9 protein-coding genes are annotated in these 12,709 nt (G+C 36.7%); 2 read left to right on the top strand and 7 right to left on the bottom strand.

What is annotated here, in order from left to right:
- Positions 1-32 precede the first annotated feature (32 nt).
- Positions 33-398: a winged helix-turn-helix transcriptional regulator gene (locus tag OL225_RS04395; protein WP_264517398.1), complete on the bottom strand. Its 366-nt coding sequence runs from the start codon at positions 396-398 to the stop codon at positions 33-35.
- A gap of 207 nt (positions 399-605) precedes the next feature.
- On the opposite strand from OL225_RS04395, the gene OL225_RS04390 reads away from it, so the two are divergent.
- Positions 606-1,028 (top strand): DoxX family protein, encoded by a 423-nt coding sequence (locus OL225_RS04390; protein ID WP_047378345.1) that lies wholly within the window; start codon positions 606-608, stop codon positions 1,026-1,028.
- A gap of 755 nt (positions 1,029-1,783) precedes the next feature.
- Here OL225_RS04390 and OL225_RS04385 read toward each other — a convergent pair.
- The 3 genes from OL225_RS04385 to OL225_RS04375 form a co-directional block, all read right to left on the bottom strand.
- Entirely contained in the window at positions 1,784-1,921 is a 138-nt protein-coding gene (locus OL225_RS04385) for a hypothetical protein (protein ID WP_264517397.1), read from the bottom strand.
- 415 nt (positions 1,922-2,336) lie between these two features.
- Positions 2,337-3,116 carry a T9SS type A sorting domain-containing protein gene (locus OL225_RS04380; protein ID WP_264517396.1) on the bottom strand — a complete coding sequence of 260 codons (780 nt, stop codon included), beginning with the start codon at positions 3,114-3,116 and terminating at the stop codon, positions 2,337-2,339.
- Between the two features lie 206 nt (positions 3,117-3,322).
- Complete coding sequence (locus OL225_RS04375; RefSeq protein WP_264517395.1) at positions 3,323-4,021, bottom strand: DUF1826 domain-containing protein; 699 nt, start codon at positions 4,019-4,021, stop codon at positions 3,323-3,325.
- Positions 4,022-4,216: 195 nt separating this feature from the next.
- Here OL225_RS04375 and OL225_RS04370 point away from each other — a divergent pair, with 195 nt between their 5' ends.
- The gene (locus OL225_RS04370) at positions 4,217-5,035 is read left to right on the top strand and encodes a helix-turn-helix domain-containing protein (protein WP_264517394.1); all 819 of its coding nucleotides are present in this window, start codon (positions 4,217-4,219) and stop codon (positions 5,033-5,035) included.
- A gap of 2 nt (positions 5,036-5,037) precedes the next feature.
- Here the strand turns inward: OL225_RS04370 and OL225_RS04365 are convergent, their stop codons facing one another.
- The 3 genes from OL225_RS04365 to OL225_RS04355 form a co-directional block, all read right to left on the bottom strand.
- Positions 5,038-5,484: a YybH family protein gene (locus OL225_RS04365; protein WP_264517393.1), complete on the bottom strand. Its 447-nt coding sequence runs from the start codon at positions 5,482-5,484 to the stop codon at positions 5,038-5,040.
- A 160-nt stretch (positions 5,485-5,644) separates the two neighbouring features.
- Positions 5,645-7,510, bottom strand: a complete 1,866-nt coding sequence (locus OL225_RS04360; protein ID WP_264517392.1) for a T9SS type A sorting domain-containing protein — start codon at positions 7,508-7,510, stop codon at positions 5,645-5,647.
- A gap of 71 nt (positions 7,511-7,581) precedes the next feature.
- Positions 7,582-12,471, bottom strand: coding sequence for a PKD domain-containing protein (locus OL225_RS04355; protein WP_264517391.1), 4,890 nt, complete (start codon positions 12,469-12,471; stop codon positions 7,582-7,584).
- Positions 12,472-12,709: the final 238 nt, after the last annotated feature.

The raw sequence follows: 12,709 nt of genomic DNA, 5'->3' as shown, positions 1-12,709 counted from the left end.
ATTATTTAATCTTTTCTTAAATAGTTTAGAATTTACATTTTAATCATTCCTTCTTTCAATAATTTTTGTCTATATTCTATACCCCATTTACCCATAATATCAATCACATCATGCAAACTTTTTCCAAAATCAGTCAATTCATATTCAATAGAAACAGGCTGGTTATTATTTTCTATCCTTTTGACCAGATTATTCATTTCTAAATCTTTCAATTCTTTCGAAAGTACTTTGGGGGCTATTTCCGTTTGTCTTTTTAAATCCATAAATCTTATTTTCCCGGTATAATAAAGCTTGTCAATAATGAATGTTTTCCATTTTCCATTTAACAGGTCTACTGTATCTTTTACACCACGAATTTGCTTTATACATTCAGGGCTTAATTGTTCTTTTTTTTTCATATTAAAAATATTACAAATTTAAATTAAAAATGTTTTTTTTGCCGATTACCAATTGGTAACCAGTTACTAACAGGTAATAAGTAGTAAATGGGGATTAATATTTATTATTTTTACATCGCAATTGATGTAACAAAATAATTTACTCTGGGATTTATTTTAAATAGATAAAAGAGTGTTATTAAAATTAAACAAAAAAATTAATTATTTATGATTATTTTAACAAAAAAAATTAATGCAGATTTAGGCATTTTAATTTTACGCATTTCATTAGGTGTTTTGATGCTTTTTCATGGAGTTTTTAAACTTACTGAGGGATTTGATTTTATTAAGAGTGTACTTTCAGAACATGGCTTACCACAGTTTTTATGGCTGGGTGTTCTGGTTATGGAGGTCATAGCACCAATTTTACTCATTCTTGGTATTTTTACAAGATTTTCTGGTTTAGGAATAGCCATACTGATGATTTTTTCTATTTATTTAGCACGTTTATCTGAGGCTTTTACCTTAAATCAATTTGGTGGATTGGGTGGTGAGCTGAACTTTTTATTTTTATTTGGTGGGCTTTCACTCTTTTTCACTGGAGGTGGTCAATATTCTTTATATAAGCCATCAAACGATTGGCTTAAATAACTAAAATCCTATAATAATCCATAATAATCATCTCTAACATAGCTATAACGAAACTGTTTTAGTTTTAAGTTTGGTGGCTTAGGTTTGATCCTAATCAGTTGATTTTATTCATTCCATTTATTTGTTCATCTAACAATTCTGAAGTATTTCTTTAGAGTGGTTAGCATTGAATGTACTAAGTTTAGAGGAAAGAGAAAGATTTGTCAGGCACAGAAGATCTTTATAAGCATTAACAATTAAATTTTCATTGACAAGCTTTCTCTACTCTTTCATTAGAAATAGTACTGAATAATCTATATAATAATTAAATTCACCAATGCCAGTTATTAATACAATCTACTTAAAAAGTAGTTCAGTAAAGCTGGTTTCATAATTTTTTCCTTTCTTAAAATTTTTATTGTCTTAGCGACCTTAAATTCAAAACTTATATTCTGTTATTTCATGTATTTTGAATTTTCAATAAGGAATATAATGGCTTATTTCTTCCTTAGCCACAATCTATTTCACATCAGTAGAAACCGATTGAAGAAAAGACTACAGATTTCATCTTATGAAACCTCTGGATCTTAATGAAGATATTTTCTAACCTTTATTTTTTTAAAACAACAAACACCTCCATGATGATACAGTTGGTATTTTTCATCAGAAAATCACTGAACAGCTTTGCAGATTCAGTTTTCACCCAGATCCTGCCGGAAGATCCAAAAGTTATGTGAAAAACTTTCTGTTGTTGGATAGGGCTAAGTCTTTAGCAGTTATCCCGGCATTAAACTTAATAAATGAGATCTCCCATCATCACTGTTGATTCTTTGCTCAACATATCTTTGAGCCTGTAAAGAAATTCCACTTACCAAAAGTGGAATAAAAAATGCGAAAATTAATTTGTTCTTCATACTAAATCTTTGGTTTATTAGACTTCATTTGTCGTTTTTATTCACCAATCACATTACAATGATTATGAATTTCACAAGTATACACTTCGATTTATTATAAGTCATAATTTTGAGGTATCACATAGATATAACATTACCATAAACAATACAAAATCAACAACATATAAACTATTTAATGAATATGAAATTTTAATAATTTAAGTAAAACATAATACCTGTAAATCTAGATTTCAACATTATAAGCAGTTTTTTTCTATTTCAACCATATTTAAATATCAAAAACTCTTATAGTAATTTAAATAAATATTTGATCAGTTATTAAATCTAAGAGAGAATGATCTTTAAATTGTCTGAAAAATAAGCATCAAAAAACTCCTGCAAAGTGCAGGAGTTGAGAATTGAGCAGTAACAGTAACTACTTATTTTTTATCAGTTTTAAAGTTCCGCTTTTACCAATATTGGATTTCCACTGGACAATATATGTTCCTCCCAAAGAATTTTGGAGATCAACCGACAATTTGTTTAGCCCAGCTTCTATATCTGTAGTGTATGCTCTAACTACTTTACCATTGATATCAACAACATTGATTGAAATTGTTTCCCTATCCACTGCTGTATAATAAAGCTCAGAGAGTCCAATGCTTGGATTAGGTACCAATATTGGATCATTACTTTGAAGATTTCCATTTTTAGAAACGGGAGGACGGATACATATATGACATAAGAACTTGGTAACTCTAATGGTATATTTATTTGGAGCATTACAATAAATATCTACCCCATATCCATACTTACCGGGGTATGGATCATACACAATTAGATTAGGGTCTGAAATGGTTGTATGGCTCCCAACTACCGTTGAAAGTGGATAGTATCCGCTAACTAATACTGGAGATACCGGATCATTAAAAGTTACTTTAACATAGGTAACCTGGGATGAAGTAGTAAATGTTGGAAAAGCATAATCTTTAGAAGCATTATTATTAGGAAGAAATGAATTAAATTGTGGAGCAGAAGACCCTGTTTTTATTTCAAGTGTAAGAGTAGTATCAGCGTATGCAATATCTCCCGGAGCATAATCATCATTTCTAGTAAAGGCAACCTTGTAAGTCTCTACAGGACCAATAATTATTTGCGCCGTTAATTGATTTTGGCAGGCAAATAAAAAAGACAGTAGAAGGATAATTTTTTTCATTTTATTATAATTTTAAATTGTTCTTTTTACTATTAAACGTTATTATGATTTTATTCATAATGTAAAATTGAAGGTTATTGGTTATATAGTAAAAGAACAATTAACAAATGTGAAGGGTTTCCTAATATCTGTTTATATCCATTTAATAACTGTCGATTTAACTAGCTAATAGCTATCTATTTTTTGGATACCATGTCTCAAAATAATCAGCAAATCAACAACAGCCGATATTCACCATCATTTTCTACGGGAGCCCTGTGAACACATGGCAGCGCCTGCTGTTCCGGATGATCTACGGCGATTCGCCAAAGATGACCAATTCCTAAGTTTACAGGTTCTGCATTGGGTTTAGTTTGATAATGAAGATCAAAGAAATATTCTTTGAGAAAGTCTTCAAACTCTTCTTTGGGGCCGCCGTGTAGTTTTTTGAGCTGTTCCCGGATTTCAGGAATCAAAATTTTCTGTTCAACCTGATCATTGGGAATAATATCACTTGCAGCTCCATGATAGGTGCATAAAAAAGTATCTGTTGCAATAGGTGAACGGTCTACATGATATGAATATACATCTGTTGAAATGAAACCAAGTTCTTCATCCCGATCATAACATTTAAGAAGATTAAGAACTGGAGAAGCTCCAAAATCGGTCAATAGCTGTAAGTCATTTAAGATCATTGTTCTTGCCATATCCCCTTCTTCTGATAATTGTAACGCTAAAAGATCCTGAGCGGAAACTACCGTTACATCCTCTTTTAACTGAAGCTGAGAAACAATTTCTTTGAAATTTCCAACTAAATTCCGCTGCCAGCAAATTGCGTTCATAGTTCCTTGGAAATTGCTATGTACAAGTTCTGAGAAAGAAGATACTACCTCTATTTGCGGGTTGTCAGAAAATATATTGCCCATGTTTTGAAATAAACAGTTTAGTTGCTTAATTGTCTGCAAAAATACGGAATAGGTTTTCAAAATCTCCATTTCAAAAAAACGAACATATTTTGATATAGGAGGTATTATTTTGATCACCTTCTTATCTCTTCGTATTATTTTTATTCTTAACTTAGAACAATCTATCTATCAACGAATTAACACCCAGTACCAGCTATGCAAATTTCACCTTCCGCCAGCTTAGCTCCTTACATAAAAAGCTATACCATTGTTACCATTGACAATGATCTCCGGGATGAAGTATTTTATCCTAGCGGATATATAGACCTTATCATCAATATTTCCGGTGGTGCTGCGGCTACTATTATTAATGGAAAAAGAAAGGACACTCCGGATATTGAACTCCTGGGACACCTCACCCTCCCTACAAGGCTTACCGTTGCACAGGGAACTTCTGTGCTGATAGCACGGATTTATCCTTATGCCGGTACTTTATTCTTTTCTGATCCTTTGTCGGAATTCACGAACTACGCAACTGATATGTATGATATAATAAAAAATGAAAGCATAGATTTATATGACCGCATTATGCAGGCTGATGGTCTTCATACAAAAATCAGTGTATTGGAAGCATATTTTCTTCAACAGCTGAAAAGGAATGAAACCAGGCTAAAGAAAGCTGTAATGGTTCAGGCACTCAGCCAGCAATTTTTCATGAATCCTTACCCATTGGATCTTCATGCTTTGGCACAGGATTCAGGATTATCGGAAAGGTATATTCAAAAGCTTTATCTTAAGAATATTGGCATAAATCCTTCGGCTTTTGCTGCTGTCATCAGATTTAACAAAAGCCTGCCAATGGTTCTCAACACTCCGCAACCTCTTACAGCCATAGCTTATGACTGCGGGTATTATGATCAGGCCCATTTTATCAAAGAGTTTAAAAAATTTACAGGTATCACTCCTTCTGCATCCAGACATTCGCAGATCAAAAATGATATGGATCTTCAGCAGGCTGTCAATATTGGTTTTTGATTCTATTTTGCAGGATAGTTGCTGCTGAACATGTCACGGTGCATCCTCCAACCGTTTGTTGTATTCTTCCAGATCACAATTACTTTTCCATCATCCAGTTTTTTGCCTTCTAAATCTGTCATTTCGTAATAACTTTCTTCAGTGACCGATGTTTTGCCGTCTCCATATAGGTTTTGAATAGTAAACTTAACCTGAACCTTAGGCCCGTTTTTAAAGAAATTGAGTATCTGTTCCCTTCCGCAAACCGGTGCCGCATTGGGAGGAAACAGACAGGCATCATCTGTATATCGGGTCAAAATAGATCCGTCATTTTTGTTAGCCAGGTGGGCATAGATTGCATTGCTGGCTTCAATAGTCTTTCTTACCGTTTTCATAACATCATCTTTAGTCTGGGCATTACACAAGGAAGTAAGCATTAATGACAGGCTTAGAATAAGTAATTTTTTCATTTTAATTTTTTATACAAAGCAAAGTATTCTGACAGGCAAAAAATTGTAAAATAACGAACAAGTTCATTTTTTCAGCCCAAGAGTATCCAATAAAAAAACAGTGTCTTCTTTTGGAGAACACTGTTTTATATATAAGGTTATTAATTTTCAGTTTTGTTTTTTACTTCTTCAATATTTTTTCTGTTACTGTAGAAGATTTGGTTTTAAGTTTAATGTAATATACTCCTGTCTGAAGAGGGGATAATACTACCTGTTCCTGCATCAAATTCAAAGTTCCTTGTTTTACCAACTGCCCAGCAGCCCCAAAGATTTCATAAGAAATCAAAGGCTCCTTACTTCTGATCATAAGTACATCCTGAACAGGATTCGGATATAATTGTATTCCTGCCTGAGCGGCTGTTTCTTCTACTGACATCTGACTGCATGCCGATTTAGCATATTTTGTAAAAAATGACTGGGATTTTCCTCCTGCTACATTGACGGCCATTGTATTGACATTATCATTAGAATCTGTAAACAATTGGTCATGAAAAAAGCCTCCCACAATATAATTACCATCTTTATCTGCAGCTACTGCCGTAAATTCATCTATCACATTAAAATTGCTGCGGATCTCCCCAGCTCCTAAAACAGCTCCTGTATCTTTGTTAAGTCTAACCAATAAAGGATCTGATCTATCTCCATCAGGTCGGGTCATTGTATAACTTCCCCAGATATCAGACCAGCTTCCTTTGGCAAAAGCCACTTCATTTCCATTAATAACAATGGTTCCCTTCGTAAAACGATACCCAAACTGAAGACCGGACATTCCCTCCGGAGTTCTTGCCCACTGTACCAAACCAGCAGCATTAAGCTTCATAACAAACGGAACAGCTTCAACATAACTTCTTAAAGGGAAAGTATAACTCCCAAAAGTTGCAGGTACCGTTATCCCATTGAAATAACGTCCTGAAATATAAATATCCGAAGTAGCCGGATCTTTGATGATGGAATGAATTTCATCATCTGTACTTGTAGAACCATTATTAAGTTCTTTTCTCCATACTTCTGCTCCGGTAGTACCGTCAAAAGCCAATAAATAAGCAGCTTTCGTAAATGGTACATTATTATAGGAAAGATCGAGCAGGTTACTAAACCCGGCATCCATTCTCTTTCCTGCAAGATAATAGCGATTTAAGCTTTCATCATATACCAGATTCACTTTACCCTCTCTTCCTACTGAACTTATTGCATCTCCGGTGATTGGAAGAAGCACTGGAGCAGCAGGTGTCATATTACCGTTATCATAGTTGAATTTAACAGCATAATACTGATAGGCCGAGGTGAACGTTGAAGGCACTGTAATTAAACCATTCAAATGGGTACCTGCTCTGAATCCCATAACAGCATGGATATTTTTGGAAGAATCCATGTACATCATCTGAACATCACACATACGGGATGAATAATTAACATCTCCCTGCAAAGGTTTGCTCCATGCAAGTGTACCGTCAGAAGTATTGTATTTCAACAGAAAAGCTGCTTTGTGGGCAGGATCTATTGTCTGGTCATAATGGGTATACAACGGTAATGTGTGGGTATCATCGAAATGCACGGGAACAGCACCTGGATCTCCTATATATGAATTATTATAAATGGTAGCCATCACATATAATCCACCGTTATTATCCAGTTTAATATGCCAGGCATTTTCTCCATCTCCCGATCCTCCTATTGGTCTGGACCATCTTATATTCCCTTCACAATCAGCAGAGAAAAGAAAAAGGTCACTAAGCCCATAATTGTTTACAGAAGTGCCATTCAGGTTTTGTCCCTGCTCACGCATGGTTGCGAGATAGTAAGTATTGTTGTTGTTATCCACTACAATATCCCTTATTGATTCATCAAATACATAATGAAACCCCGGATCAGCAGAGCCTGTTATTCCTCCGGCCTGCTTTCCCCATTGCCATTGGTAAGTCTGGCTAAAAGATAATGCCGGCAGTATCAGAATCAGTCCCCACAGTTTGTTTTTTAATTGTATCATAAAAATTCTTTTTGTTATCACATACTATAAAAAAACAGTGCTCTCCGGGGAGAACACTGCTTTATAAGCTACTAATTTTTAATTAGTTTTCCTTGTAATGATGTGTCTCCCGTTTGTACAATGACAATGTAAACACCTTGCAGCCAGCTGGTAACTTCTACGTCCACCTCACCGGAAGCCGCTTTTAGTTCCTTACGGAATTTGACATTGCCCATGGCGTCAAAAACTGTAATCTGTTTTGCCAGTAATTTTTCACTGCCCGTATTATACGAGATTTTCACTTTTTCCTTCGCAGGATTTGGTATCATTTTCAGAGAAGAGGCTGAAGCAGCAATCACGCTTCTTCCTGCACTTCTCATACCCATCCAGTCCGGATCTGTTGCTTTGGTTGTAAACTTACAAGTTTCATTAGAGAATAAAATCTCATCAGTTCCCTGGAAGCCTGAGTTTGGATAGAATGCCAATGGATTAGCATTCATATCATACACTCCTCCTGCCGGAATAGTGATGATAGACGGAATATAACTTCCATATCCATTAAGACTCGAAACAGTAAGACTTATCGGTTGACTTCCCATATTGTGAAGGATACCAGTAACAGCATAATGATCTCCAACCCACTTCATTCCTTTGATACTTGTTTCCAGCTTACAGTCTGTTTCAAATCCACATTCTTTACCTGGATAATAATTCATAGTTCCGGAAGTAAACTGACATCCTAAATGATCAATCTGAAGCTGATAGGTTCCCGGAGCATTGATATACAACGGATAGATGAAATCATTGTTTCCGCTCTGGATATTGTTTCCAAACAGCTGCCACTCATGATGATCGAAAATTCCTTTTGGTCCTAAAATATAATTCTTTCTAAGACATTCATCATAGCATCCTGTAGGGAATACCCACATCAGACTTTCAATGCTTAACGGCACTTCTGTATTACCAGCTACTTTACAACCGCTTGGCGCAGTATAAATAACCTGATAAGCACCACCTTCATTTACTGTAATAGACTGACCTGTCATTCCATTACTCCAGTTGTAATCTCCAGCAGATGGTCCTGATGCTGTTAACTTTATTTTATAAGGCTGGCAGCTTACCAAACTGTAGCTTACCGTAACCGGCGATGGCGGAGGACTTACTGTAACTGTAAAGTTTTTAGAACTCATACATCCTGATGTACCCGGAGTTCTTACTTCCAGCGTATAAACATATGTACCTGCAGGTAATGATCCTGTATCGAGAACAATCGGATAAGGACCAGGGCTCCACGGACCTGATATCAATCCTCCATTTTTCTTCCATTGATACTCCAATGTTGTATCTGTTACAATACCGCTAAGGATTGCGGAAGATCCTTCACAGATATTAGCTTTTCCGGATATATTAACATATGGAGGGTTTTTAAGGGTTACAGGTATTGCTTTAGTACTCATAATACTTGTTCTACATCCATCAGCCGATACCAGCACCGGCCAGTAGCTTCCTGATTGAGCTGGAGTGAAAACCGGAGCGTCTGGTGCTCCAGCCACAGGCTGAGAACCATTCATCCAGATGTAATGACTTGGAGATCCAAGTGTACTTGTAAATATGATATTAGGAGCACTTCCTATACAAGCAACAAGAGCCGGAGGTGCCATATTACCATCAAGAGTAGCCTCTTTCACACTAATATTAATGACAGCGGAAGTATATTCACATCCATTAGGTGTTTTAATTCTCAGCTGAATTGTTTTTGTTCCGCTCGTATTGTACGTTATAGTAGCATTCGGTCCTCCGGTTACATAAGACGTGCCGTCAAAGACCCAGGTATATGTATTTCCGGGAACATATGATATAGGAGAGAATGTAATTGCTTCACGCACACATATCCATGCCGGAACCAGGAAGCTGGTACTAGGAACCGGAGCCAATGTAATAGTCTGCGTAGTGGTACACGCAGGTTTTCCAGGTGCAGACATTGTCATTGTAAAGGTATAGGTACCAGGCGCCAGATTGTTATAAGTAGCCGTCTGCCCTGTCTGGGTTGGCAGCCCCGGGCTGGTAAATGTGTAAGTAATAGTTGACGGATTGATTTCAAATATAGTAGATGTATTGAAAAGAGTTACATTGTAACCTCCTCCGTTACAAACTGTACTTACATTGAACTTAGGCTCATAGTTCTTTCTTACTTCTACTCCTTTGCTGTACCAGCACGCACCATATCTTAAACGTACAAAAACAATATGTGCAGCAGGAAGATTCGTCTGATATACCGGTGTAGCTGTTCCCTGTCCGGAAGATAAAGTAAGTACAGTATCTGATAGCCACTGAATCTCATCAGGAGTTCCAATGTAAGATAAACCGGTAACAGAAATTGTATTACAACCTGACCACTGTGGAACAAAACTGATCTGAGGGTCTGTTGTACAACCTCCACTGCTCGGACATAACTGAGTAACATTTACATCCTGAGAATAAACCACACAGTTATTAATGTCTACAGCTTGTACTTTATATGTTCCAAAAGCACCTGCTCCTGATATGGTATATGAGTTCGTATTAGCACCTGGTATAATTCCGTTATTTTTATACCATTGCCATGCAATAATATTCGTAAGACCTGTAGAACTGTTAGCCGTAAGTGTATACGGTGTCATTGTTGTCGGGTCACAAACAGTAATATTATATACCGGAGAAATGGTGATAATAGTCTCTGGATATATCGTAAAGTTTGCACTTGCCGTTGGGTTATAGCTACATCCGTTAGTTCCTGTATACGTTACAGTAACTATCTGAGAAATATTACCTCCTGTATTATTTGAGATATATCCGTTATTTGGGAAGCTATAATTTCCGGACGGATTGAAAGCCGTAGTATAGGTTGTTCCGTTAGCAAATGTGAAAGTCACATTTGTAGCCGAAGTAATGGTACCCTGATTTACAGTGAAAGAAAGGTTTGAACCTAAACAAACTCCGCCCACACTGGTAAAGTTTACTACCGGAAGCGGTATTAAAGATACCGGTATGCTGATAATTTTCGTTACCCCGCATTTTACAATTCTTAAATTCAGAGTTGTGCTGCTTGTAGAAGAGATCTCATTGAAGTTTACAGTAATATTAGCTGTACCCTGCCCTCCTATCACACTTCCGAAATTGGAACTTCCAAATGTCCATTCCATAAATTCCGGAACAATTCCATTTAGATTGGCACTGAAAGTCTGAGTACTGCTCGGACAGAAAGGTCCTGGATTAGGATTAATTGTAATAGAATTAAGATCTAACGGTGCTACACTGAACGAAGTTGGAGCCGAAAGACAGCCTGCGCTGCTGATCGATTTGTTCTGTGCAGACACAGTATATGATGAAGCACCAGCGTTAAATATAACGGTTACGGAAGATCCTGCATTACTTCCCTGGATTGTTCCGTTGGTAACACTCCAAACCGGGATCATTCCTGCATCAACAGGGCTGATGGTATATACATAAGGTCTTCCGGAACATACTTTTGTTTCTCCGGAAATAGTACCTGTAGGTGCCTGTGGAATTGGTAATACCTTAATAATTCTTGCGTTACTTTCACAACCTCCACCTTGTTTGGTAGCAGTAATAGTATAAGTACCCGCTGCTGTAAAATTGTAGGTAAATGATCCTGTCGTTACCCCTGATGTAAAAGTAGATCCGCCTGTAGTCACTTTCCAGATAACAGGTACGTTAGGGTTAGTTGTAAATACCTGGCTTGTTCCTGCACAGATTTCATCTGTACCACCACTTACTACTACCGGAGCTTCTACTACGATATCAATAGAAGCCTGGCCTTCGCATGGCAATAAAGTATTGTGATAGTTTGCTACAAGGTGATAAGTTCCAGGCTGTGTTGCAGAGAAAATAGCCTCATTTCTTTGCTGAGTATAATTCAGCTGACCTCCTGCAGGACCGGTTACGCTCCATTGAACGCTGGTTGTAGGCCATTGAGGAATTGAATAGGTATACTGTTTACCTGCACATACTACCGCCTGCCCTTTCACTTTTGCATTCGCTAAAACTACAGGAATTTTGATGGTAGTCCACTCAGGGCATGCACATTCAGATAAATACATTACATAACCGAAACCATCAAGCGGATCTACCTGATCCCACTTCACTTCGATTTCGCTGCCGTAATTATTCACAATAGATCCTCCAATGACTTTCCATTGCCCTTTATTACATCCGTCCTGTGCGCTGTATTTTTCAACACTGCCTTCACATACTACAGATGCACAGTTGATCTGTACAGGATCTGATTTCAGTACTTTGATTTCCTTTTTGTATATACTCTGGCAGCCGCACTTATTAGTGACATTCAGCTTTACAATAAAGTTTCCAGGATTAGTATACACATGAGAGGGTTCAAAAGCAGTTGAAGTAGAAGTAATTCCATCTCCAAACTCCCAGAAATAATTGATAATATCCGATCCTCCGTTTTGCTCGGAAAGGTTATCAAAATACACCGTTGTATTTTTACATACGGTATAATCCAGGTTTAATAATTCAAATTTAGCAATCGGTCTGTTGATTTTTTCAATACAGATGGTCTGGGTTTCAACAGTTCCGTCATTGTAGGTAATAACAGCCTGTAAAGAGCCATTGCCTGCAGCTCCCCAGGTAACATACGCTGCGGTATTTCCTGGTCCTGAAGGGGTTAAAGTTCCTCCTGAAATAGTCCATTGTACATTAGAAACGTTCGGTCCCTGAACCAGATATTTGACAGGGTCTATTGATTTTTCACACACACGGAGACATTGGGAAGAATTGATGTAGGAAACAGCGACTCCGTTATCCGGAATCTGGTCTTCTTTTTCGCCACGGAATTCCTGGCATCCGACCTGTTCAGTCCATGTAATTCGAGCTTGTGCCTGTAGTACCCATGGTACCAAAAGCCAACATAGCAGCAGCCATCTAAAGATATGCTGCCTACTAAAATAGGTGTTGTTTTTCATAGTTATTAAAAAAGTGTTATTAATTTTTTGTCAAATTAATAAAAATAATAATACAAAAATCATTTAATAGTGAAAAAATAACATTATTTTGCTATTGAATATCAATAATATAGACAAATACGTGATTATATCTTATTTCACCCATGTATTAATTATGTAAAAAAGATCTGTCAGTTTCGATATTTCCATGATTCACAAGGTATTTAATCAAATAAAATACTTGTTTTTCTAAAAAATA

The organism is Chryseobacterium viscerum (genome assembly GCF_025949665.1).
GTDB lineage: Bacteria > Bacteroidota > Bacteroidia > Flavobacteriales > Weeksellaceae > Chryseobacterium > Chryseobacterium viscerum_A.
The sequence above is the reverse complement of the archived record's forward strand: the minus strand, read 5'-3'. Positions and strand labels throughout refer to the sequence as shown.

Coding starts and splice junctions, on each gene's coding strand:
- OL225_RS04395 (WP_264517398.1), bottom strand. CDS start 398: ATGAAAAAAAAAGAACAATTAAGCCCTGAATGTATAAAGCAAATTCGT.
- OL225_RS04390 (WP_047378345.1), top strand. CDS start 606: ATGATTATTTTAACAAAAAAAATTAATGCAGATTTAGGCATTTTAATT.
- OL225_RS04385 (WP_264517397.1), bottom strand. CDS start 1,921: ATGAAGAACAAATTAATTTTCGCATTTTTTATTCCACTTTTGGTAAGT.
- OL225_RS04380 (WP_264517396.1), bottom strand. CDS start 3,116: ATGAAAAAAATTATCCTTCTACTGTCTTTTTTATTTGCCTGCCAAAAT.
- OL225_RS04375 (WP_264517395.1), bottom strand. CDS start 4,021: ATGGGCAATATATTTTCTGACAACCCGCAAATAGAGGTAGTATCTTCT.
- OL225_RS04370 (WP_264517394.1), top strand. CDS start 4,217: ATGCAAATTTCACCTTCCGCCAGCTTAGCTCCTTACATAAAAAGCTAT.
- OL225_RS04365 (WP_264517393.1), bottom strand. CDS start 5,484: ATGAAAAAATTACTTATTCTAAGCCTGTCATTAATGCTTACTTCCTTG.
- OL225_RS04360 (WP_264517392.1), bottom strand. CDS start 7,510: ATGATACAATTAAAAAACAAACTGTGGGGACTGATTCTGATACTGCCG.
- OL225_RS04355 (WP_264517391.1), bottom strand. CDS start 12,471: ATGAAAAACAACACCTATTTTAGTAGGCAGCATATCTTTAGATGGCTG.